This window comes from Serratia sp. CoH_122_TC_1 (assembly GCF_058191755.1).
Genome location: NZ_JBXWLA010000002.1, coordinates 186,358 through 207,633, shown reverse-complemented (window position 1 = coordinate 207,633; position 21,276 = coordinate 186,358). Strand labels below are relative to the sequence as shown.

Sequence of the window (21,276 nt, the reverse complement as noted above, 5' to 3'; positions counted from 1 at the left end):
CCAAGGTAACGATAGTTCATAGGAATGAACCATGTCAAGCATTCTAAGCGAGAAAGTGAAGGCGATCCGGAAGAGTGAAGGGGTAAGCCAGAGCGAATTTTGCGACATAACAGGCATATCAATTAGTACTGTGAAGAAGTACGAAACGGGGTTGATTGAGCCAGGCGGTGTGACTCTCATGAAGATTACAAGCAACCCGCGGTTTAAGAAATATACGATGTGGCTAATGACAGGGGATGTCGCGCCGGAAATCGGACAGATTTCACCTGCTCTCTCCCCTGATGGGCTAGGAAGCACATCCAGTCCCCAAAAAGACCAGAAGGTTGGATAATTGCCTGGCGTATAAAGAATTCTTGGGGTAAAGGCGGAATTTGTTTCGAAAGGAATCTTTGGGATGGGTATTAAAATTAATCAGGGTGAAGGCGTTAACTAGAGTGAGTTTTCGGCATAACTTGTGTATCGATCGTTGACTGGGTTTTGTTACCTATCGTCTTCAAACAGTGGAGAAGATGGTTTGGTTAGATCGCTTTTAGTCAGGAATGTTACCCCACTATCCGGCAGTGTCCACTCAGTGGTATCTAAGATTTTATTCTTTGGATGACGATCGGATGGTGACAGATTGAACTTAATAACTAGGTTTTTCCCGAAGAGAAGCGTTATAGCGCCAAAAAATAGCGGTTCAAGTAGCTTTACTCTTTGAATGAACGATAAATTTTCAGCGAGGATGAACAGTCTCATGTCTATACTCCGTTGCTTTTCTGATAGCAATAGTGTAACTGAATTGAAAAACGATTTCGATGGAGCTGGGGTGCAGGTTGAACGTAGCTCATTACATTTCTCTACTATTCACACAGAGTATGTAGAAATAATTCTCCCCTTAGCAACCGGTGTTATCGGTGTGCTGGTTGCTTTTATCAAGCGAGGGAAAAAATTTCGGGTTGAGTACTTCGAAAATGGCCAAATAAAAATGGTTGATTCATCCAACACTTCGCCGGAGGAGATAGCATCAGTGCTCGAGAAACTCAGTGAACAACGTTCTGATCCAGCAAAAACAGACCTATGAGTATTAAATCGCTCGGCGCTGAGGGCTATATGGTGGACGTGCGTCCCCAGGGGCGGACGGGTAAGCGTGTTCGCAAGAAATTTAAGACTAAGTCCGAGGCGCAGCAGTTTGAGCGCTGGGTTATCGCGACACAGAATAATAAAGACTGGGTAGATAAACTAGCCGACCAACGACCATTAACGGAATTGATAGAGCTTTGGTTTAAACATCATGGCCAGAATCTGAAAGATGGTGTGAAGATAGAGCATAAATTGCAGGTAATGGCGGCCAAAATGGGTAACCCTAAGGCCTGCCAGATCACCCGATCTTTCTTTTCTGATTATCGAGTGCTTCGCCTCGCCGAAGGCAGAAAGGCAAAGACCGTCAATCTCGATCAGGAAAAGCTGGGCGGGGTGTATTCCGTTCTCATCGATTTGGGGCTTTATCACGGTGAACATCCGCTCAAAGAGATGAAAAAAATTAAGCTGCCGGATCAGGAAATGGGTTTCTTAACTCATGACGAAATCTGGCAGTTGCTCGACCGGCTGGAAGGTGATCATCTGAAGGCGGTTAAGTTGTGCCTGGCAACAGGGGCACGCTGGGGTGAGGTGGTCAAACTTCGGCGGGAAGAGGTGATCGGCAATAAGGTGACTTACCTCAACACCAAGAACAGCAAAAATAGAACTGTCCCGATCTCAACGGAACTCTGCAAAGAAATCACTTCTGGGATCAAGTCTGGGTCATTATTCGCCGAGCTCAATTACTCGTATGTGAGGACGTGTATCAAAGAGGTTGCCCCAGGCTTGCCAGCAGGGCAGGCCGTTCACGTTCTGCGCCATACCTTTGCCAGCCATTTCATGATGAACGGTGGCAACATTTTGGCATTGCAGCGGATTTTAGGGCACTCAAGCATCCTACAAACAATGGTTTATGCGCATTTTGCGCCAGACTATTTAGAGGATGCAGTACGTTTTAATCCGCTGGTTTCAAATGGATTTTGATGAATAATTAAGGCGCTTTCCAAAAATAAAAGTATAAGATACCTTATTGGCTTTATTTATTGATTTTTTTCATATTAAATCTATTTCATTAAATATACGGAGATAATTATGTTACATCATATTAATTGCAATATCATTGATTTCTCTGGAAGTTATGCAGGATTGAATAGTTCATCTGGAGTGGATATTACTGAGGAGGAACTATTATGGGCGATGATAACTGTAGGAAAGCGCTACCAACGTCAAGTGCTTATAAATGAAAACTTTTCCATTATGGAAATAATAAATCGCATCAGTCTAATTGGTTCCATTCTTGACTTAAGTAACCGTGAAATATATAAATCTGTGATTTATAAAAACTCTGACCCTACAGAAAAAACATTTATGTCTTTCATGTTAGGAATGGCTGTTTCTAAACTGCTTTCTCAGAAATTACTTAATGTTCCTTGGTTAGCACATTTACATATGTTAAAAACCCATATGTCATATTCAAGGAATACAAAATCACGCCCAGATTTGATTGGGCGGAATTCTAAAGGTGATTATATTATTGTGGAGGCAAAAGGTACTTCGGGGAAATATAATGATGCAACACAAAAAAAAGCGTTAAACCAACTCAATGTTATTAAGACGGTTAATCGCGTCACCCCAATATTATATATTGCCTCTCAATTATATTTTGATACATCGATGAGTGCTAAATTTCAAGACCCAGAGCCGGAGTTGGATGGTTTAGATATCGAGTTTTCAGATGCTGAGTTTTTTAACGCATACTATTATCATTTAAGATCTTTGGCTGATCCGGATTTTATTAGTTTTATTTTAGACCGTTACGGCGTATCTGTTAAACTCACTGACCGATTGCAATCTGCTTTAAAAAGCGATGATCTTAGTAACTTTTCTAAAGTGATCTTAGATAGTAAGGAGCGCAGTGAAATTTATATTGATGATGAAGGTTTTCATATATTTGGTGATGGATTAAAAATAAAAATAGTTAATAGGAATAAATTTTTAAACTACTAATGATGCTATCAATTGATGGTATTGCATAAAATATAATGTTACAACTCTACAAATGAGAATTTTATCTGGTATCGGCATATGGGAACTGTGTCCACATTCTGCCCCAAACGCCCACGCTATACCCGTTTTTAGCAGGCAGTTACAAGTATCTAACTCACTGATATTATTGTAACTGCTTGTTTTTTTTGGCGAAGGTATGGCGGCGAAAGCCTCCCTTTTTTATGGGTGCGGATTTACTTTGCTGCGTGCTTTTGCAAAAACTGTTCAAACACCGCCAGGGTGTCGCTAGAAATGTGATGCTCAATCCCTTCGCTGTCCAGCTCGGCGGTTTCATTCGGTACACCAAGACATACCAGCAGGTCGACGACAATCCGGTGGCGACGGCGTACCTTCTGTGCCAGCTGCTCGCCTTCTTCCGTCAGAAAAACCCCCCGATAAGGGCGTGACTCGACTAATCCAGCGCTTTTGAGCCGGGCGATGTTCTTGATCGCCGTCGGGTGCGAAACGCCGAAGCGTTTGGCGATGTCGGTGGTTCTGGCTTCGCGGGTGGTCATCAACAAGTCGGCAATCAGCTCGACATAATCCTCTATCAGCGCATTGGATTGCGCCTCACGAGCGCGGGTGAAGCGCAGGGCATGTTCAGCCTCGTCCGGCATTTCAGCCACCACGGGGCGTTCGGCGTCATCTGGTGCGCTTGTAGCCATATTCTGAGACGTCCTTTAAACGTTAAACCAGTAAGTTGCAGGTTACTGCAGTTCCGCCATACGTTAGTCCAAAGGCGACGCATTATCAATTCGGCGGGCGTATTCGCTGATAATAAGAAATATTTGTACACAAAGGCAGTGAATCTTCCATTTTGCATAAAGTGTAGCCGATGCTACATTGCAGGGAGTGTTGGGTGAAAAATAACCAGAAAAAGATTGAGGGTAAACCATGCGTGATGCGGCAACCACCACATCGTTAACCGAACGAACCAATACGGCGATTGGTAACGCACTTGCCGGGCGCAAGCGTGGAGCATTCACGCCGCTACTGTTCGCTGGGCCTGCTGTGATTGCCTCTATTGCCTATATGGATCCCGGTAATTTTGCCACCAATATTCAGGCGGGTTCGAAATACGGCTATAGCCTGTTATGGGTGGTGGTGATGGCTAACCTGATTGCCATGCTGTTTCAGGCGCTCTCGGCCAAGCTGGGTATTGTCACCAACCGTAATCTGGCAGAGATGTGCCGCGATCAATTCTCACGTCCGGTGGTGATCGGTATGTGGCTGCTCAGTGAAGTGGCCGCGATGGCCACCGATCTGGCGGAGTTCCTCGGCGGGGCTATCGCGCTTGCCTTGCTGTTTCATATGCCGTTGTTGCCGGGAATGGCGGTGACAGCGGTTATCACCTATGCATTGCTGATGGTCGAGAAAAAAGGTTTTCGCCCGGTAGAACTGATGATTGGCGGTCTGGTCGCGGTGATTGCACTGTGTTACTTGGTTGAAATGTTTATTGTGCCGGTGGACTGGGCGGCTGCCGGTATTGGTATGGTAACGCCGCAGTTGCCGGATGCGCAGGCATTGACTATTGCCGTCGGTATTATCGGTGCCACGGTGATGCCGCACGCTATTTTTCTGCACTCGGGCTTAACCCAGCACCGTGCGCCGGCCAGCGACAGTGGCGAACGGCGCAAATTGCTGCGTTTTTCGAATATTGAAGTGGTGATTGCACTGTCGATCGCGGGGCTGGTGAATATCGCTATGGTCATTATGGCCTCCAGCGCTTTCCATGCCGGTAATAGCGACGTGGCAGAGATAGGAACGGCTTACCATACATTGACCCCATTGTTTGGCGCTGCCGCGGCTGGCATCTTCCTGATGTCGTTGATTGCCTCCGGCATTTCCAGCTCGGTGGTGGGTACCATGGCGGGTCAAATGATCATGCAGGGGTTTGTGGGCTTTAGGATCCCTGTCTGGGTACGCCGTATGGTAACCATGATCCCGGCCTTCATTGTGGTGGCATTAGGCGTGAATGCGACAGACGCGCTGGTTTACAGCCAGGTGGTGCTGAGCCTGGCGTTGCCGGCACCGATGATTGCGTTGGTGATGTTTACCCGTCGCCGCGACATTATGGGCGAGTTTGTTAATAGCCGCCTGACCAGCCTGGTGTCGGTCATAGGTACAGTGATTATTCTCCTGCTCAACCTGGTTCTGTTGTTGCAGACGTTTGGTGTCGCCATCCCCGGTCTGGGGTGATCGATAAGCCGTGCAGCTTATGCTGTCACGGCTTGCCGCCTTTCTTTATCACGCTATCTCCCAGTGTGGCGTTATTTGGACGTTGGGTTTTGGCCATTGGTCAGTGCTTTCTCGTCGTTAGAAATACTGCCGCTATTTGCGGCCCATACGCCTTCCTGGGTTTTGGTGACCTTCTGATGTGCTGCATTCAGGTTCTGACCTACGGCGGCAATGTGATTGGATTCAACACCGCCGGTGTTTTCCCCCCAGGGAATGGTCTGATCATTGGCTTGAGCGATGCCGCCCAGCGCCAGGGGCATCAGCAGTAGCATGGCATTAATCAGGTATTTTACTCTCATCGTCTCAGTCTCCACTTTGTGCTCTGCACCTGACTGGCGGATGCATGGCACTATCAGGAACAAAAGTAAGAGGGTGAGGGATAGCTAGGGTCAGTCGGTTTTTGGCTGGCGAAAGGGATCCACAATACGCCCTGTTTAATCAGTGTAGGCAGCGCCGCCAGCCAGGGTGACAGCGCGAGTGTAAGCAGGATCCGTAATTGCTTTCGGGGTATGTTTGGTTGTTTCAAGTGAAATAATTAGCAAGAAAGCATTTGTGTTAATGGGCGATCACCCCCCCGAATGCTCGCATGACGTAATTACAAATTTCCCACGCCACCGTCGATCAACAATTCACTGCCGACCATAAAGGCGGACTCATCGGATGCGAGGAACACTGCCGCCTTTGCCAATTCCAGCGACGTGCCCATACGACCGATGGGTACCAATTGGCGGATCTCGTCACGTAATGCCTGTTCATCGGCATCCTTCAGGCCGAGCTTACCCAGTGCCGGCGTTTCTGTTGGGCCGGGGCTGAGGCCATTGACCCGAATGCCGCGTGGGTGCAGTTCACCGGAGAGGGTTCTGGCCAGCGACAGCAGACCAGCCTTGCTGGCGGCATAGACGTTACTTAACGGCAGGCCGATATGCGCACTGACCGAGCCGCACAGAATAATTGACGCGGGGTTAGCCAACTGCGGCAACAACGACTGGATCAGAAAGAAGGGCCCTTTAAGGTTGATGTCCATCACCCGTTGATAACTCTGTTCATCCCATTCTTGCAGAGGATGGTGGGTGACGTCGCCTGCATTGATGTACAGCACATCGAGGCGTGGCCAGTGGCTGGCCAATTGCTGCGCTAAAACCCGCTGCTGCTCAATATCTCCTGCATCACTACGCAACAGCAGTACCTTGCCCAGCGCTTTTCCTGCTGCCTCTAGGCTGTTCTGGTTGCGTCCGGTAATCGCTACGGTGGCGCCTTCAGCGATAAACTGACGCGCAGTTTCCAAACCAATGCCGCTGGTACCCCCGGTGATCAATGCGTACTTGCCTTTAAGTCGTGACATAACGTACTCCTGTTTATTGTCGGCACAGGCATTATTTGCGTTATAGTATCTTTTGCATAGTAGGCACCTTTTAGATACTAAAGGACAAGGTGGGATGAAATGACCAACGCAGAGCCGTCGACGGCGGAAAAAAATATAACGGCATTGCCTACAGCGGGTGAACCTTGCCCAATGGTCGGCTTCGTGAATCTGGTCGCGGGGAAATGGGCTATTCCGATCCTCTACCGGCTGATACTGATTGATACCCCAATACGTTTTAGCGAACTGCAGCGCGCAGTCGCACCCATCGCCCAGAAAGAGTTGACGCGTCAACTGCGGCAGTTTGAGCAACGTGGTTTGGTCACCCGGCAGGTGTTCCCGGAGGTTCCGCCACGGGTTGAATATCAAATTACGCCACTGGGTAAAACGTTGCGTCCGACACTCGACTCTCTGGCCAACTGGATGCGCACCCACGCACCACAGCTGATTGACGGCTAGTCACCAATCCCCGGCGGATTGATGGCAGAGCGTGGAACTTTCTCATCATGTTCACCCCAGCGATCCAAAACCTGGGCATATTCACCGCTGACGATCACACCATTGATGGCTGCGTTGATTGCGGTAACCAGGCCATTATCTTTTTTAGTGGTCACTGCCACATAGGCGACGTTCGGGCCGATGCCCACCATTTTCGTCCTGCCAGTCAGTGCTGCTTTGTAGGCTCCGGTGGAGTGGGGGCCAAAGAACGCGTCGGCGCGCCCGGACTGAATGCTCAGATTGGCGGCGGCGTCATCGGTGACATAAATGGGCTGTACCGGTGCCAGGCCATTAGCCTGATTCTGCTTATCCCAACCCAGCAAGATATTTTCCTGATTGGTCCCTGAGCCGACAATAATCCGTAGCCCGGCAACGTCCGCAGGTTGGTTAATGGCCCTGATTTTGCTGGTGGACTTTACGTAAAAGCCCAGCGTATCTACGCGATAGGTGGCGAAATCAAACTTGGTTTTCCGCTGCTTGGTCACGGCAATATTAAAAATTGCAGCGTCATATTTACCTGAGCTGATGCCGAGCGGCCAATCTTCCCAGGAGGTCGGTACTAGGTTCAACTCTAGCCCCAGGCTGTCTGCCACCAGTTGCGCGATGTCCGGATCGCTGCCAATCAACGTTTTATTGTCTTCAGCAAACAGCGCCAGTGGGGGGGAATTTTCAGACGCCACTGCTATGGTTAGTTTGCCCGGTACGGCAAAATGATAATTGGCTGGGATCAGCGCGACGGCGGCCGGGTTTTTCTCCGCACGCAAATGTTGCTGGTTGGCTTGTAGATCAATAATGCTTTTGGTCTCAGCCGCAGAATGACCGCATATCAGCAATGCGCTCAGTGCCAGGGTTTTGAATCGCATGTTGTCCTCTATCCTTTTTTAATCATAGAGTTACTATTCGCGCCGATGGCAGGCAAGTAAAGCAACAATAGTGAATATCGAAAGTGAAAAAAATCAAATGATTGCCGCCGGACGGTAGCGAGAGAGGGAGGATTATCCCGAAAGGTTGTCTGATTCTGCATCACTCAACGCGGAAAGTGCGCAATCAGGTTGAAAGCAGTAGAATTTGTCACTCATACTGCGTACAGCTTATTTTCCTCTACAAGGAACGCCAGATGGCCGAAGAAACGATTTTCAGTAAAATTATCCGCCGCGAAATCCCCGCTGATGTGGTCTACCAGGACGAACTGGTCACCGCTTTCCGCGATATTTCACCTCAGGCTCCGACGCATATTCTGATTGTACCCAATGTATTGATCCCCACCATCAACGATGTCACCGTTGAACATGAGGCTGCGCTGGGTCGTATGATTACCGCCGCGGCGAAAATTGCAGAACAAGAGGGCATTGCCGATGACGGCTACCGCCTGATTGTTAACTGCAATCGCCATGCAGGCCAAGAGGTCTATCATATTCATATGCATTTGGTCGGTGGCCGTTCGTTAGGGCCTTTGTTGTCTCGCTAATCGAGGAAAGTCATGCGCTATAGCAAATCCCTGCGTCTGATGGCGCTGGCGTTGCCCGCTGTCATTTTGATGGGTTGTAGCAGCCCACGCGGCATCGCGGTTAACGATCGGCAGACGGTAGTCATGGATTCGCCGGTGCTTACCGCAGGCATTCTGGCCGACAACCCGTCGATTTCGAATGCCTCCGGGCGCGTGATGGCCACGTCGGAGCTCAGCAACAGCCAACCTACGCCAGTGACGGTGCATTATCGCTTCTACTGGTATGACGATCAGGGGCTGGATATCCGGCCTTTTGAAGCGCAGCGCACCATCACTATTGCACCAAATTCAGACGCCACCATTTACTCACTCAACGGCAATCTCGATGCTAAACGCGTGCGTCTGTATCTATTCTTATAAACTCTTGGTTCAGTGGAGAGATAAATGAAAAAGTATCTATTTGTGGCACTGGCCGCGTTGATGTTAACCGGCTGTCTGTCGCGCCCGCCGGAACCCGAACAACCTCAACCGCCGGTAACGGTTGAGCCGGTGACGCCGCCCGTTGTTGAGCCGCAACCCCCCGTCACAGAACCTGTGCCTCAACCGCCGAAAATTCAGCAGCTCGATTGGCTGAGCAGTGTGCAGCCGCTGGTAAATCAGATGCTGAAAGCCGACGGTGTCAACCCAGGTAGCGTGTTGCTGCTGGACAGCGTAAAGAACAATACCAACGGTGCATTACAGACCGCGAAAGCCACATCTGCTTTGCATAAAGCGTTGGCGTCGAATCAAACGTTCTCCATCGTGCCAGAAGCGCAGTTGGCGACCGCCAAACAGACGCTGGGCTTGTCGGCGGATGATAGCCTGGGCTCACGCAGCAAGGCCATTGGCCTGGCGCGTATCGTCAGTGCGCAATATGTCCTGTATAGCGACGTCAGCGGTGATGTGAAGTCTCCGACTCTGGACATGCAACTGATGTTGGTACAAACCGGTGAAATCGTCTGGTCAGGTAATGGCGCAGTCACACACTGAAGCCGCACTACGGAAACTGATTGAAAGCGAGCTGCCGGCGGTGAAAACCGCCGGTTGTCGTTTTAGCCCAGTGCAGGGGCTGACGGGCGAAAGTTGGCGCATTGAAGGTGAAGGTGTACAGCTTCTGGCGCGTCAACAAAGCGCAGAGAAAAGTGCGCTTGGCGTGAGTCGCCGGCGTGAGGCACGTATGCTTCGCCGTAGTGGAAGAGGGATCGGTCCGCAGGTTTTAGTGCAAAACAATCAGTGGATTATCCTGCAATGGCTTGATGGTGACGTTGTCACAAGTGCCGCTTTCAGTCAGTTAAATGAGCGTGGAAACCTGGCGGAATTGATGGCAGATTTGCATCGTCAGCCGCTCAGTGGCTACACGCTGAATCTGCAGCGACAGTTTGCCCGTTATTGGCAACAGTTGGATCGCCGACGCTTAACGCCCGCTTGGTTGCGGCTGCATCAGCGCTTTCTTCATCGCTGCCCGCCGACACCCTTGAAATTGGCACCGTTGCATATGGATATTCATCCGGGCAATCTGATAACACAGGCCGCAGGCCTGCGATTGATTGACTGGGAATATGCCGCTGATGGAGACATCGCGCTGGACATCGCTGCGCTGTTCCGCGGTAACGCCTGGTCGTCAGCCAGCCAACAGCGTTTTTTACAGCGTTATGCGCAAATCGGTTATCTCAATTTACAGGTGCTGAGCGCGCAGGTGCAACGCTGGCTGCCGTGGGTAGATTATCTGATGCTGTTATGGTTTGAAGTGCGCTGGCAACAGACCGGCGATCCTGAATTTTTGCGCTGGGGTACCGTGCTGCACCGGCGTTTTTGTTTAACATCCCATGTTCTATACCTAGAATAATTGGCGTTGCGTTGAGGCGGCCGGTCTGTAACACCCCAGGAGCACAGATAACTCGGCGACGGGGGCGCACAGGCGCAGCCAACAAAGGTGCAGGTTCAAGTATGATAGGTATAAATGAATAATGAAGTGAGGTGGCCGTGGGCCCAGTAATGTTAGATGTCGCCAGCTATGAGCTGGATGCAGAAGAACGTGAGATCCTAAAACATCCGCTGGTGGGCGGTCTGATCTTGTTCACCCGTAATTTCCATGATGCCGAACAGCTGCGTGAATTGGTACGCCAAATCCGTGACGCTTCCCACGATCGACTGGTGGTGGCAGTGGATCAGGAAGGTGGGCGCGTTCAGCGTTTCCGCGAAGGTTTCACCCGGTTACCGGCGGCGCAGTCGTTCGCGGCACTAAACTCAGCCCATGAAGGTGGTCGGTTGGCGCAGGAGGCCGGCTGGCTGATGGCGGCGGAAATGATCGCGCAGGATATCGATATCAGCTTTGCGCCGGTGCTTGATATTGGCCATGTCAGTGCAGCGATTGGCGAACGTTCGTTCCACAGCGATCCGCAGCAGGCGCTGGTGATGGCCGAACGTTTCATTTTGGGCATGCACAGCGCCGGAATGAAAACCACCGGTAAGCATTTCCCAGGTCATGGTGCGGTGAGTGCGGATTCGCACAAGGAAACCCCCCGCGATCCGCGCCCGTTGGCACAGATCCGTGAACATGATATGTCGATCTTCCGGGAGTTGATTAACCGTCAACTGTTGGACGCCGTGATGCCGGCGCACGTCATCTATACTGAAGCAGACCCGCGCCCAGCCAGCGGATCGCCTTACTGGCTAAAACAGATTTTGCGCCAGGAATTGGGCTTCGACGGTGTTATCTTCTCGGATGATTTGTCGATGGAAGGCGCGGCGATTATGGGCAGCTATGCCGAACGTGGTCAGGCAGCATTAGATGCTGGCTGCGACATGATCCTGGTATGCAATAACCGCGCAGGGGCGGTTAGCGTGCTGGATAACCTGTCCCCGGTCAAAGCAGAGAGAGTGAAGCGGTTATATCATCGCGGTCAGTTCACCCGTCAGGAGCTGCGCGATTCTGCGCGCTGGCAGCTGGCGCATAAAGAGCTGAATGCGCTCAGCGAACGCTGGGAGGAGTACAAACAGCGTAATGCGGGGTGAACCCAGGGCGTCGTAATACGGCGTAAATGATGAGGGCTGCGGCGCGGCCCTCAGCTTGTTGCGAGGATCCACATGATTATCTATTTGCATGGTTTCGATTCCACCAGTCCCGGCAATCATGAAAAGGTGTTACAGCTGCAGTTTATCGATCCGGACGTACGCTTTATTAGCTACAGCACCTTGCATCCACGCCATGACATGCAGCATCTATTGAAAGAAGTGGACAAGGCAGTTCAACAGGAAGGCGACAAACATCCGCTGATCTGCGGTGTCGGTTTGGGCGGATTTTGGGCCGAGCGCATTGGCTTTCTGTGTGGTATCCGCCAGGTGATCTTCAACCCCAATTTGTACCCTGAAGAGCATATGCAAGGCAAAATCGACCGGCCGGAAGAGTATCGCGATATTGCCACCAAGTGCGTGGACGATTTTCGGGAGAAAAACCGCGATCGCTGCCTGGCAGTGCTGTCTCGCCACGACGAAGTGCTCGACAGCCAGCGTAGTGCTCAATTGCTGCACAAGTATTATGAAATTGTCTGGGATGAACAACAGACCCACAAGTTCAAAAATATCTCGCCACATTTGCAACGAATCAAAGCATTCAAGACGCTGGCGTAACAGTTTCATAACGCCCGAAGATGCCGCAATGATTGCTTTTTACCGGCAAAAATTGCGGCATCTCTTTGCCAAAATGTCGGTTTTTGCCCCATAGGCGACAAAATTTAAAACTGTGACTCAGCGCTAACTATTTGAATCACAATCCTCAAAATTCCCCTTCGTCCAGCCTTTAACCAAAAAAATTTGATGTACATCAATTTTGGTATGACCAAATAACCTCACATGCTATTCTGGCTTCAGATAGCAGGTTTATTTTAAGCGAACCCTATGTATTCTAAGGATATTATTTATTTACCCTTGGATAACAATTGGTTCACATTTAGGGGGTTATTTTGACAACGCCAAAGAAAAAAATCGTCATTGTGGGCGGTGGTGCCGGTGGTCTGGAACTGGCGACCAGCCTGGGCCATAAACTCGGTCGTAAGCACAAAGCAGAAATCACGCTGGTGGATCGTAACCACAGCCATCTGTGGAAACCTTTACTGCATGAAGTCGCCACCGGTTCCCTTGATGACGGCGTCGATGCGCTGAGCTACCTGGCGCACGCACGTAATCATGCTTTCAGCTTCCAACTGGGTTCGCTGACCAATATTAACCGTGAGACGAAAACGATCCACCTGGCGCAAATCTGCGATGAACAGGGCGGTGAACTGGTGCCGGAACGCGAGTTGTCTTACGACATCCTGGTCATGGCGCTGGGCAGTACCTCGAACGATTTCGGCACGGCTGGCGTAAAAGATCACTGTATCTTCCTGGATAACCCTCACCAGGCGCGACGCTTCCACAACGAGATGCTTAACCTGTTCCTTAAGTTCTCGGCGCAGCCGGGGCAAAAAGAGCGGGTGAATATCGCTATTGTCGGTGGCGGCGCCACCGGTGTTGAGCTGTCAGCCGAACTGCATAATGCGGTGAAGCAATTGCACAGCTATGGTTTTGAAGGCCTGGACAATAGCGCGCTTAACGTGACCTTGGTCGAGGCGGGGGAACGTATTCTGCCTGCATTGCCGCCACGTATTTCTGCTGCGGCGCATCAGGAATTGAACAAGCTGGGTGTACGCGTACTGACCAACACCATGGTCACCAGCGCGGACGCCAAGGGTCTGAACACCAAAGGTGGCGAATTCATCGACGCCGATCTGATGGTGTGGGCTGCCGGTATCAAGGCGCCAGACTTTATGAAAGACATCGCCGGGTTGGAAACCAACCGTATTAACCAGCTGGTGGTAGAGCCAACGCTGCAGACCACGCGTGATCCGAACATTTTCGCCATCGGTGACTGTGCTTCCTGTCCGAAAGAGGGCGGCGGTTTCGTCCCGCCACGTGCGCAATCGGCACATCAGATGGCATCACGTTGCTTTACCAACATTCTGGCGCTGATGAATGGCCAGACGCTGAAGCCGTACGTGTACAAAGACCACGGATCCTTAGTGTCTCTGTCCCGCTTCAGTACCGTTGGCAGCCTGATGGGCAACCTGATGCGTGGTTCAATGATGGTGGAAGGCCGCATCGCGCGTTTCGTCTACATCTCACTGTACCGTATGCACCAGGTCGCTTTGCACGGCTACATCAAAACCGGTCTGATGATGCTGGTCGGTGGTATTAACCGGGTGATCCGCCCGCGTTTGAAAATGCACTAACAGCTTTCGTTATCGACTCTCGCCCACGCCGGTTCGCCCGCGTGGGCTTTTTTATGGTCTCTTTCCGCGAAATAGGGCCGTTATGGACTGATTGTTCAGAACAATGTCCTGCATCAATAGGTAAAATTCTTAAGAATCCTCCTAAACACCGGGGGTAACCGTGATTTCCGGCATTTTTGGTCATATTGTCTTATTGCGAGGGTCTGGAACATTGTGCAGACTTTATCTCGTTTACAGACGGCGCGTCGCGCACGCCGTAAACCGGAATACCACGTGCCGCCAATGCGCAAAATAATAAGCGCGGTGCAATGTCGGTAAAGTCCCCGGTACAAATGCGTGGTAACACTTTCAGGAGGATTTCCTGTGAACAAGTCAATGTTAGCTGGTGTGGGTATTGGTATCGCTGCGGCTCTGGGTATTGCTGCGGTAGCCAGTCTTGATGTTTTCTCTTCCGGTCCGCAATACGCGCAAGTCATTGCAGCAACGCCGATCAAAGAAACCATCAAAACTCCGCGTCAGGAATGCCGTAATGTGACCGTGACTCACCGTGCGCCAGTGCAGGATGAAAACCGCCTTGCCGGTTCCGTGTTGGGTGCGGTAGCGGGTGGCGTAATTGGTCATCAGTTCGGTGGTGGTCGTGGACGTGATGTTGCGACGGTCGTCGGCGCGCTGGGCGGCGGCTACGCCGGTAATCAGGTACAGGGGGCGATGCAAAATAACGACACCACCACCAGTACGCAACAGCGTTGCAAAACGGTCTACGACAAATCACAGAAAATGCTGGGTTACGATGTGACCTACAAGATCGGTACTCAGCAGGGCAAGATCCGTATGGATCACGATCCGGGCACCCAGATTCCGCTGGATAAAAGCGGCCAGCTGGTGCTGAATAAAGCCTGATCACAGTTTACGAATTAAGCCCGCGGGCAGTGTTAGTTCTGATCGTTTAACGCAGTTAAGCGAGCGGCATTAATATTGACGCGGGTTTCTGCTATTTATTGCCCGCCGTTTTGCCATCAGGCCAATGCCGACGCTATTCTCAGCACTAATGTATCCGTGCGATTTATCCGGGCATACCTTCAATAGTGCAACAGTGTTTGTTATATTATTGTGCAGTTGAGTGGGTGTGGTGGCGTCATCTCACACTGACCCAGTCCAAGCATTTAGTCTCCCGGAGACAGAGATAAAAACATGTTAGATTTTCGCTTTCCGACTGCAATGCAAATGGTACTTAGCGTAGCCGTGGCTGAGAAGCTGGGCGTGCGTGCGACCAGCGCGGTGCTTGCCGCCAGTCTGGAAGCCAACCCTAGCTTTATCCGCAAGCTGATGGTGCCCTTGACCAAAAATGGCATCATTGTTTCGACCCTGGGGCGTAACGGCTCGATTCACTTGGGCCGCCCGGCGGAGCAGATCACCCTGCGGGATATCTATCTGTCAGTTATCGATGATAAACGCATCTGGGCCGCCCGACCGGAAGGGCCGGCGCGTTGCCTGGTCAGTGCCAACGCCTGCTGGTATTTCAAGTCGGTGGTGAACGAGGCGGAAGAGGCATCGCTGGACGTACTGGCACGCCACACGGTGGCAGATGCCTTGGCCGAGCTGGAGCGGGGCGATAAGCGAGCCTGCGCGGCCTATGCAATAGAAGACCTGAAAGACGCAGAGACAGCGGAAAAATAGTCTGCGGTATACGCGGTATAAAAAATAAGACAAAAAAAGCCCGGTTTTTTAAACCGGGCTTTTTTTATGGTAGCGGCTGGAGAATTAGCCTGCCGCTTGTTGCCGCGTTTTACGCGTCACCATACGGCGCAACGTAACGTAGAACACCGGGGTCAGGAACAGCCCGAACAACGTGACGCCCAGCATGCCGGAAAATACCGTGATACCGGTGACGCCACGGACTTCAGCACCGGCTCCGTGTCCCATGATCAGCGGGATAGTCCCGGCGATAAAGGCGATGGAGGTCATGACGATCGGCCGCAGTCGCAGGCGGCAGGCTTCCAGCGCCGCCTCCATAATGCTTTTGCCTTGCAGCTCCAGCTCGCGGGCGAACTCGACGATCAAAATGGCGTTTTTACAGGCCAGCCCCATCAATACGACTAACCCCACCTGGACGAAAACGTTATTGTCGCCGCCGGTAAGCCAGACGCCGAACAGCGCCGACAGCATGGTCATGGGGACGATCAGGATCACCGCCAATGGCAACGTCCAGCTTTCATACAGCGCCGCCAGCGCCAGGAAAGCCAACAGCACGGCCACCGGGAAGACAATAATCGCCGAATTACCCTGAGTAGACTGCTGATAGCTCAGATCGGTCCACTGAATATTCATGCCGTTCGGCAGGAGTTTGTTAGCCATCACGGTTAATTCACTCATCGCCTGTGAAGAAGACAGCACGCGCGGATCGGCGTCACCAATCAGATCTGCCGCCGGGAAGCCGTTGTAACGGATCACCGGATCAGGGCCGTAAGTGGTGCTGATGCTGACCATACTGCCGATGGGCACCATTTCACCCTTGTCGTTACGGGTGCGGAGGTTGGCAATGTCTTCCACGCTGTCGCGGAACTGACCGTCAGCCTGCGCCATAACTTTCCAGGTACGGCCGTAACGGTTGAAGTCATTGATATAAGACGAGCCGAGATAGGTTTGCAATGTGCTGAACAAGGCGTTGAGTGGAACCCCTTGGGCTTTGGCTTTATCACGGTCAATTTTCGCATCCAGCTGTGGAACGTTGGCCTGATAAGACGAGATCGGGAACCCCATGCCCGGTGTTTGCATGATCGCGCCTGACATCGTGTTAACCGCGGTTTGCAAAGCCCCATACCCCAGACCGGCACGGTCCTGAATATACAGCGAGTAACCCGAACCCTGACCAATACCGAGGATCGGCGGCGGCATAATGGAGAACGCAAACCCTTCCTGGATCTGCGAGATCTTGGCGTTAATCTCGGCATTAATCTGCGCAGCACTGCGCGTTCGGGTGCTTAATGACTCCAATGCAAAGAATACGGTACCGGTGTTAGGCGTATTGGTAAACTGCAACGCATTGAGCCCTGGGAATGACACCGCGTCGGTTACTCCGTCAACACTCAGACCAATGGCGCTCATTTTGCGAATCACGGCATCAGTACGTTCCAGTGACGCTCCCTCCGGCATTTTCACCCCGCCAATCAGATAAAGCTTATCCTGAGTCGGAATAAAGCCGCCGGGCACAGTTTTAAACATGACCCCAGCAGCACACAACAACAGCACATACACCACAAATACCGCGCCACGTTTGCCCAGCGCACGTGAAACGCCACGTTGATACCGCTGTGAACTATTGGCAAAGAAGCGGTTAAAAGGACGGAACAGCCAACCAAACAGCCGATCAATCAGGCGCGACGGCATGTCTTTCGGCGCGCCGTGCGGCTTCAGCAGCAGCGCTGCCAAAGCCGGCGACAGGGTCAGCGAGTTGATCGCCGAGATCACGGTTGAAATGGCGATAGTGACAGCGAACTGTTTATAGAACTGCCCGGTGACGCCAGACAAGAATGCCATCGGCACGAATACGGCGCACAGAACGACGGCAATCGCAATAATCGGGCCGGATACTTCACGCATTGCCTGATGCGCTGCTGCAAGCGGCGATAAGCCTTCTTCGATATTACGTTCGACGTTTTCCACGACCACGATGGCGTCATCGACCACGATGCCGATAGCCAGGACCAGCCCGAACAGGCTCAGGGTGTTGAGCGAGAAGCCCAACAGATAAAGCGCGGCGAAGGTACCGACGATAGAAATGGGTACCGCCAGCAGTGGAATAATGGATGCTCGCCAGGTTTGCAGGAAGAGAATCACCACCAGCACCACCAGCAACACCGCTTCGAGCAGGGTATCTATCACTGAGCTTATTGAATCACGCACGAACACGGTGGGGTCATACGGTGATTGCCAGCTCATCCCTTCAGGGAAACGGGTCGACAGTTCGGCCATTTTGGCTCGCACCGCATTGGACAATTCGATGGCATTAGCTCCCGGAGCCTGGAAGATGCCGATCCCGACTGCGTCTTTATTATTCAACTGAGCACGTAGCGCGTAGCTGCCTGAACCCATCTCAATGCGCGCCACGTCGCGAAGACGAACCACTTCGCCGTTATCGCCGTTCTTGAGTATAATATTGCCGAACTCTTCTTCGGTCTGCAGGCGGCCTTGCGCATTGATCGAGAGCAAATAGTCGCTGCGAGTCGGCATAGGTTCTGCACCCAGTTGACCCGCGGAAACCTGCACGTTTTGCTCTTGCATGGCGGTGACCACGTCAGACGCTGTCAGCCCGCGTGAAGCGACTTTGTTTGGATCCAACCAGATGCGCATGGCGTATTCACCCGCGCCGAAAATCTGCACCTGCCCGATCCCCGGTAAACGGGCCAGTTCATCCTTGACCTTCAACGTGGCGTAGTTGCGCAGGTAGAGCGAATCGTATTTGCCGGAAGGGGAGACCAGATGCACCACGAGCGTCAGAGCCGGTGACTGTTTCTGGGTGGTTACCCCTTGGCGACGCACGTCTTCCGGCAAGCGCGCTTCGGCCTGCGCCACACGGTTTTGTACCTGTACCTGCGCCTGGTCCGGATCGGTTCCTGGGCGGAAAGTCACGGTGGTGACCAGAACGCCGTCTGACCCTGCCACTGACTTCATGTACATCATGTTTTCGACGCCGTTGATCGCCTCTTCCAGTGGGGTGGCGACGGTTTCGGCGATCTCTTTCGGGTTGGCGCCGGGGTATTGGGCACGTACCTGCACGCTTGGGGGCACGACATCCGGGTATTCACTGATCGGCAGCAGAGGGATAGCGATAACGCCGCCGACAAAAATCAGGATCGACAGCACCGCCGCAAAAATCGGTCTATCAATGAAAAAACGGGAAAAGTCCATGGCTCAGGATCCTCTGCTGGGGCTTAGTTAAGCGCGGAGGCGTTGATCGCCACAGTTTTTGCATCGACCGGCATACCCGGCATAAACACTTTTTGCATGCCGTCGACAATGACCCGGTCACCTGCAGACAGACCCTTTTGCACAATTCGCAGTCCGTCAGCGACCCGACCGATTTCAATATCGCGACGCTGTGCTTTACCGTCTTTATCGACGATATAAACAAACTTGCGGTCTTGGTCGGTCATCACCGATTTGTCGTTAATCAGCATGGCGTTGAACTCGGCACTGCCTGGCATCTGTACGCGTGCAAACAGCCCAGGGGTAAAGCGGCGTTCGGCGTTTTCCAGCAGGGCGCGCATACGGATGGTGCCGGTACCGGCATTAAGCTGGTTGTCGGTGAAATCAACGGTTCCTTGATGCGGATAGCCGTCCTCGCCCACCAACCCGACCTTCACCGGCAGTTTTTCCGTGCGTCGGCCATCATTCTGGTAACGCAGAAACGTCGCTTCATCCACGTCGAAATAGACATAGACCTTATCGAGTGACACCAATGTCGTGAGTACGCTGGCACTGTCGCCTGCGGTGACCAGATTACCTGCGGTGATCATAGCGCGACTGGCACGGCCGTCGATGGGCGCTATCACTCGGGTAAAGTCGAGGTTCAGCTGTGCCATATCGAACTGCGCCTGTGCCGCTAATACGTTGCTTTGTGCTTGAGCGGCGGAGGCTTTGCGTTGTTCCCAGACTTCAGTCGAAATCGCTTGGCTGCCAATCAGTTTTTCGGTGCGGCCGGATTCGCTGCGTGCCAGCGCAGCTTGGTTACGTGCTCGCACAAGCTCGGCCTGGGCTTGTTCACGTGCAGCGCGGTAGGTGCGATCGTCAATGGTGAATAGCACCTGGCCTTTTTTCACTTCATCGCCTTCGGTGTAATTGACCTTGTCGATGTAGCCGGAGACACGTGGTCGCAGCTGTACACTTTGCACCGCCTCGATCCGGCCGTTAAAAGCATCCCACTGGCTGATGGGCTTTATTACCACGTCTGCAGTGCTGACGGCCGGTGGTGGGGGAGCCGCATTGTGAGCGACGCTGTTATCACATCCGGCCAGCAGTGCAGCCATCAGCGCAACGGCTGATAGATGTGCGCTGAAACCGAAACCGCGCTGGGGGCTACGGGGATGGAGCGATGAAGCAGGCTGGCTTGGCATTATTTTTATTTCCAGTAGTAAGTGCGATCAGGCCACACACCCGGCCCTGTTATCCGGGTAACGTCCTGGCCTGAGACCGGCGGCAGAGCAGTTGCACCCGTCCTCGGTACAACGGTTAGGTTTTGAAACACATTGTTGTCACATTAATGTATTAATATCGGGTACATTAATTGGCTGGATTATAGAAGTGCCCCTTCGTTAAATGCAATAATAAAAATTGCATTTAGTGCGAAACTGCTGCAACGTATCTATATCGGGCAGCGGATCTACCTGCCAATGTCATGGGAGCGTCAGCATGAACAGCACGGGTTTTATTACGGATTTGATTGAGTGGATTGATAACAATCTGGAAGAGAAGCTGGATATCAATACTGTGGCGGGCCGCGCCGGGTATTCCAAATGGCATTTGCAGCGAATGTTCAAACGCCAAACCGGCTATGCGCTGGGGGAATATATCCGTATGCAGAAGCTGAGGGTCTCGGCAGAGCGTCTGGCTAACAGCGGGGAGCCGATCGTCAGCGTGGCGATTTCACTCGGCTTCGACTCGCAACAATCTTTCAATCGCAGTTTTAAACGCCACTACGGGCAAACACCGGGTGACTGGCGCCGTGCCGTGATGCAGCCATCTATGGCGGCTAGCCGCACGCACTGAGGCGGATTGCAGGCAAAAAGAGCCTGAACTTGCGTCCAGGCTCTTTCTTTAAGAGATGGCGGTGAGGGAGGGCTTAATTCACTGCGCTCCTTTGGCGGTCCAAAACGCATGCGTTTTGTCGAACCCGGTCGAGGGTTCTCGCCCCTCCCGGTCCGTATAACATGCGAAAAAAAAGCCTGGACGTTAATCCAGGCTCTCTCTTTAAAATATGGCGGTGAGGGAGGGGTTCGAACCCTCGATACACTTACGCGTATACACACTTTCCAGGCGTGCTCCTTCAGCCACTCAGACACCTCACCGTATTTTGTCGTTGCGTACTCACTGCTGCAACGGGGCGGTACTATAGGGAGAGCGAGCGATCCGGTCAAGCAGAATTTCTGCGATTCGGTGCGTCCGCTTAACCTGTGTTCGCTTTGCTGAAAACTGCGGCAAACCGCATGGGCGGAGGATCCTCCGTCAGAATTCCCTGTAATGCAGACAACAAAAAAGCCTGAACTTTCGTTCAGGCTTTCTCTTTAGATTAGCACGGTGAGAGAGGGCTTGATTCGCTGCGCTCA

23 protein-coding genes and 1 tRNA gene are annotated in these 21,276 nt (G+C 52.1%); 16 read left to right on the top strand and 8 right to left on the bottom strand.

Features of this window, described 5'->3' with window-relative positions; all coding sequences use genetic code 11:
• Positions 1-31: 31 nt before the first annotated feature.
• Positions 32-331 carry a helix-turn-helix domain-containing protein gene (locus AC2FC2_RS03560; protein ID WP_490658740.1) on the top strand — a complete coding sequence of 100 codons (300 nt, stop codon included), beginning with the start codon at positions 32-34 and terminating at the stop codon, positions 329-331.
• Positions 332-480: 149 nt separating this feature from the next.
• Here AC2FC2_RS03560 and AC2FC2_RS03555 read toward each other — a convergent pair whose 3' ends face one another.
• Complete coding sequence (locus AC2FC2_RS03555) at positions 481-738, bottom strand: hypothetical protein (protein ID WP_259216850.1); 258 nt, start codon at positions 736-738, stop codon at positions 481-483.
• On the opposite strand from AC2FC2_RS03555, the gene AC2FC2_RS03550 reads away from it, so the two are divergent.
• The 3 genes from AC2FC2_RS03550 to AC2FC2_RS03540 all read left to right on the top strand — a co-directional run bounded on the left by AC2FC2_RS03550 (position 737) and on the right by AC2FC2_RS03540 (position 3,066).
• Entirely contained in the window at positions 737-1,063 is a 327-nt protein-coding gene (locus AC2FC2_RS03550) for a hypothetical protein (RefSeq protein WP_259216851.1), read from the top strand. The genes AC2FC2_RS03555 and AC2FC2_RS03550 overlap by 2 nt on opposite strands.
• Entirely contained in the window at positions 1,060-2,043 is a 984-nt protein-coding gene (locus tag AC2FC2_RS03545; protein WP_490658739.1) for a phage integrase, read from the top strand. Before AC2FC2_RS03550 ends, AC2FC2_RS03545 begins: the two co-directional genes overlap by 4 nt.
• A gap of 108 nt (positions 2,044-2,151) precedes the next feature.
• Positions 2,152-3,066, top strand: a complete 915-nt coding sequence (locus tag AC2FC2_RS03540) for a hypothetical protein (protein ID WP_490658738.1) — start codon at positions 2,152-2,154, stop codon at positions 3,064-3,066.
• A 233-nt stretch (positions 3,067-3,299) separates the two neighbouring features.
• Here the strand turns inward: AC2FC2_RS03540 and mntR are convergent, their stop codons facing one another.
• On the bottom strand, positions 3,300-3,770 hold the full coding sequence (gene mntR / locus AC2FC2_RS03535) for a manganese-binding transcriptional regulator MntR (protein ID WP_209632774.1): 471 nt from the start codon (positions 3,768-3,770) through the stop codon (positions 3,300-3,302).
• A gap of 229 nt (positions 3,771-3,999) precedes the next feature.
• Between mntR and AC2FC2_RS03530 the strand changes: the two genes are divergently transcribed.
• A complete protein-coding gene (locus AC2FC2_RS03530) occupies positions 4,000-5,304 on the top strand; it encodes an Nramp family divalent metal transporter (RefSeq protein WP_209632775.1) in 1,305 nt (434 codons plus the stop codon).
• 71 nt (positions 5,305-5,375) lie between these two features.
• On the opposite strand, the gene AC2FC2_RS03525 is transcribed toward AC2FC2_RS03530, so the two are convergent.
• Both AC2FC2_RS03525 and AC2FC2_RS03520 read right to left on the bottom strand, forming a co-directional pair.
• Positions 5,376-5,642, bottom strand: a complete 267-nt coding sequence (locus AC2FC2_RS03525; RefSeq protein ID WP_209632776.1) for a hypothetical protein — start codon at positions 5,640-5,642, stop codon at positions 5,376-5,378.
• Between the two features lie 296 nt (positions 5,643-5,938).
• Positions 5,939-6,685, bottom strand: coding sequence for an SDR family oxidoreductase (locus AC2FC2_RS03520; protein WP_265554940.1), 747 nt, complete (start codon positions 6,683-6,685; stop codon positions 5,939-5,941).
• 99 nt (positions 6,686-6,784) lie between these two features.
• Between AC2FC2_RS03520 and AC2FC2_RS03515 the strand changes: the two genes are divergently transcribed.
• The gene (locus AC2FC2_RS03515) at positions 6,785-7,162 is read left to right on the top strand and encodes a winged helix-turn-helix transcriptional regulator (protein ID WP_490658737.1); all 378 of its coding nucleotides are present in this window, start codon (positions 6,785-6,787) and stop codon (positions 7,160-7,162) included.
• On the opposite strand, the gene AC2FC2_RS03510 is transcribed toward AC2FC2_RS03515, so the two are convergent.
• Positions 7,159-8,064 carry an ABC transporter substrate-binding protein gene (locus tag AC2FC2_RS03510; RefSeq protein WP_490658736.1) on the bottom strand — a complete coding sequence of 302 codons (906 nt, stop codon included), beginning with the start codon at positions 8,062-8,064 and terminating at the stop codon, positions 7,159-7,161. The two genes, AC2FC2_RS03515 and AC2FC2_RS03510, sit on opposite strands and share 4 nt — an antisense overlap.
• Positions 8,065-8,318: 254 nt before the next feature.
• Here AC2FC2_RS03510 and hinT point away from each other — a divergent pair, with 254 nt between their 5' ends.
• From hinT to AC2FC2_RS03465, 9 genes are all read left to right on the top strand, one after another.
• Positions 8,319-8,669 (top strand): purine nucleoside phosphoramidase, encoded by a 351-nt coding sequence (gene hinT / locus AC2FC2_RS03505; RefSeq protein WP_037423826.1) that lies wholly within the window; start codon positions 8,319-8,321, stop codon positions 8,667-8,669.
• A gap of 12 nt (positions 8,670-8,681) precedes the next feature.
• Positions 8,682-9,068, top strand: a complete 387-nt coding sequence (locus tag AC2FC2_RS03500) for a YcfL family putative periplasmic lipoprotein (RefSeq protein WP_130380234.1) — start codon at positions 8,682-8,684, stop codon at positions 9,066-9,068.
• A 24-nt stretch (positions 9,069-9,092) separates the two neighbouring features.
• Entirely contained in the window at positions 9,093-9,677 is a 585-nt protein-coding gene (lpoB, locus tag AC2FC2_RS03495; RefSeq protein WP_037423820.1) for a penicillin-binding protein activator LpoB, read from the top strand.
• On the top strand, positions 9,658-10,533 hold the full coding sequence (thiK, locus tag AC2FC2_RS03490; protein ID WP_490658735.1) for a thiamine kinase: 876 nt from the start codon (positions 9,658-9,660) through the stop codon (positions 10,531-10,533). The genes lpoB and thiK overlap by 20 nt, the downstream gene beginning before the upstream one ends.
• A 149-nt stretch (positions 10,534-10,682) precedes the next feature.
• Positions 10,683-11,702, top strand: a complete 1,020-nt coding sequence (nagZ, locus tag AC2FC2_RS03485) for a beta-N-acetylhexosaminidase (protein ID WP_490658734.1) — start codon at positions 10,683-10,685, stop codon at positions 11,700-11,702.
• A 72-nt stretch (positions 11,703-11,774) separates the two neighbouring features.
• Positions 11,775-12,317 (top strand): alpha/beta hydrolase YcfP, encoded by a 543-nt coding sequence (gene ycfP, locus AC2FC2_RS03480; RefSeq protein WP_265554929.1) that lies wholly within the window; start codon positions 11,775-11,777, stop codon positions 12,315-12,317.
• Positions 12,318-12,649: 332 nt separating this feature from the next.
• Positions 12,650-13,954 carry an NAD(P)/FAD-dependent oxidoreductase gene (locus AC2FC2_RS03475; RefSeq protein ID WP_265554928.1) on the top strand — a complete coding sequence of 435 codons (1,305 nt, stop codon included), beginning with the start codon at positions 12,650-12,652 and terminating at the stop codon, positions 13,952-13,954.
• Between the two features lie 363 nt (positions 13,955-14,317).
• A complete protein-coding gene (locus AC2FC2_RS03470) occupies positions 14,318-14,854 on the top strand; it encodes a glycine zipper 2TM domain-containing protein (RefSeq protein WP_209632784.1) in 537 nt (178 codons plus the stop codon).
• A 291-nt stretch (positions 14,855-15,145) separates the two neighbouring features.
• Complete coding sequence (locus AC2FC2_RS03465; RefSeq protein ID WP_265554925.1) at positions 15,146-15,631, top strand: RrF2 family transcriptional regulator; 486 nt, start codon at positions 15,146-15,148, stop codon at positions 15,629-15,631.
• Between the two features lie 84 nt (positions 15,632-15,715).
• On the opposite strand, the gene sdeB is transcribed toward AC2FC2_RS03465, so the two are convergent.
• The gene (gene sdeB / locus AC2FC2_RS03460) at positions 15,716-18,862 is read right to left on the bottom strand and encodes a multidrug efflux RND transporter permease subunit SdeB (RefSeq protein ID WP_404759825.1); all 3,147 of its coding nucleotides are present in this window, start codon (positions 18,860-18,862) and stop codon (positions 15,716-15,718) included.
• A 23-nt stretch (positions 18,863-18,885) separates the two neighbouring features.
• The gene (locus tag AC2FC2_RS03455) at positions 18,886-20,067 is read right to left on the bottom strand and encodes an efflux RND transporter periplasmic adaptor subunit (RefSeq protein ID WP_490658733.1); all 1,182 of its coding nucleotides are present in this window, start codon (positions 20,065-20,067) and stop codon (positions 18,886-18,888) included.
• A 295-nt stretch (positions 20,068-20,362) separates the two neighbouring features.
• Between AC2FC2_RS03455 and AC2FC2_RS03450 the strand changes: the two genes are divergently transcribed.
• Positions 20,363-20,719 carry a helix-turn-helix domain-containing protein gene (locus tag AC2FC2_RS03450; protein WP_037423795.1) on the top strand — a complete coding sequence of 119 codons (357 nt, stop codon included), beginning with the start codon at positions 20,363-20,365 and terminating at the stop codon, positions 20,717-20,719.
• Between the two features lie 209 nt (positions 20,720-20,928).
• Here the strand turns inward: AC2FC2_RS03450 and AC2FC2_RS03445 are convergent.
• Positions 20,929-21,018: transfer RNA gene (locus tag AC2FC2_RS03445), tRNA-Ser, on the bottom strand.
• Between the last annotated feature and the right edge of the window lie 258 nt (positions 21,019-21,276).

Bases quoted from the DNA above. Each gene is read 5' to 3' on its own strand.
- AC2FC2_RS03560 (WP_490658740.1), top strand. From the start codon at position 32: ATGTCAAGCATTCTAAGCGAGAAAGTGAAGGCGATCCGGAAGAGTGAA.
- AC2FC2_RS03550 (WP_259216851.1), top strand. From the start codon at position 737: ATGTCTATACTCCGTTGCTTTTCTGATAGCAATAGTGTAACTGAATTG.
- AC2FC2_RS03555 (WP_259216850.1), bottom strand. From the start codon at position 738: ATGAGACTGTTCATCCTCGCTGAAAATTTATCGTTCATTCAAAGAGTA.
- AC2FC2_RS03545 (WP_490658739.1), top strand. From the start codon at position 1,060: ATGAGTATTAAATCGCTCGGCGCTGAGGGCTATATGGTGGACGTGCGT.
- AC2FC2_RS03540 (WP_490658738.1), top strand. From the start codon at position 2,152: ATGTTACATCATATTAATTGCAATATCATTGATTTCTCTGGAAGTTAT.
- mntR (WP_209632774.1), bottom strand. From the start codon at position 3,770: ATGGCTACAAGCGCACCAGATGACGCCGAACGCCCCGTGGTGGCTGAA.
- AC2FC2_RS03530 (WP_209632775.1), top strand. From the start codon at position 4,000: ATGCGTGATGCGGCAACCACCACATCGTTAACCGAACGAACCAATACG.
- AC2FC2_RS03525 (WP_209632776.1), bottom strand. From the start codon at position 5,642: ATGAGAGTAAAATACCTGATTAATGCCATGCTACTGCTGATGCCCCTG.
- AC2FC2_RS03520 (WP_265554940.1), bottom strand. From the start codon at position 6,685: ATGTCACGACTTAAAGGCAAGTACGCATTGATCACCGGGGGTACCAGC.
- AC2FC2_RS03515 (WP_490658737.1), top strand. From the start codon at position 6,785: ATGACCAACGCAGAGCCGTCGACGGCGGAAAAAAATATAACGGCATTG.
- AC2FC2_RS03510 (WP_490658736.1), bottom strand. From the start codon at position 8,064: ATGCGATTCAAAACCCTGGCACTGAGCGCATTGCTGATATGCGGTCAT.
- hinT (WP_037423826.1), top strand. From the start codon at position 8,319: ATGGCCGAAGAAACGATTTTCAGTAAAATTATCCGCCGCGAAATCCCC.
- AC2FC2_RS03500 (WP_130380234.1), top strand. From the start codon at position 8,682: ATGCGCTATAGCAAATCCCTGCGTCTGATGGCGCTGGCGTTGCCCGCT.
- lpoB (WP_037423820.1), top strand. From the start codon at position 9,093: ATGAAAAAGTATCTATTTGTGGCACTGGCCGCGTTGATGTTAACCGGC.
- thiK (WP_490658735.1), top strand. From the start codon at position 9,658: ATGGCGCAGTCACACACTGAAGCCGCACTACGGAAACTGATTGAAAGC.
- nagZ (WP_490658734.1), top strand. From the start codon at position 10,683: ATGTTAGATGTCGCCAGCTATGAGCTGGATGCAGAAGAACGTGAGATC.
- ycfP (WP_265554929.1), top strand. From the start codon at position 11,775: ATGATTATCTATTTGCATGGTTTCGATTCCACCAGTCCCGGCAATCAT.
- AC2FC2_RS03465 (WP_265554925.1), top strand. From the start codon at position 15,146: ATGTTAGATTTTCGCTTTCCGACTGCAATGCAAATGGTACTTAGCGTA.
- sdeB (WP_404759825.1), bottom strand. From the start codon at position 18,862: ATGGACTTTTCCCGTTTTTTCATTGATAGACCGATTTTTGCGGCGGTG.
- AC2FC2_RS03455 (WP_490658733.1), bottom strand. From the start codon at position 20,067: ATGCCAAGCCAGCCTGCTTCATCGCTCCATCCCCGTAGCCCCCAGCGC.
- AC2FC2_RS03450 (WP_037423795.1), top strand. From the start codon at position 20,363: ATGAACAGCACGGGTTTTATTACGGATTTGATTGAGTGGATTGATAAC.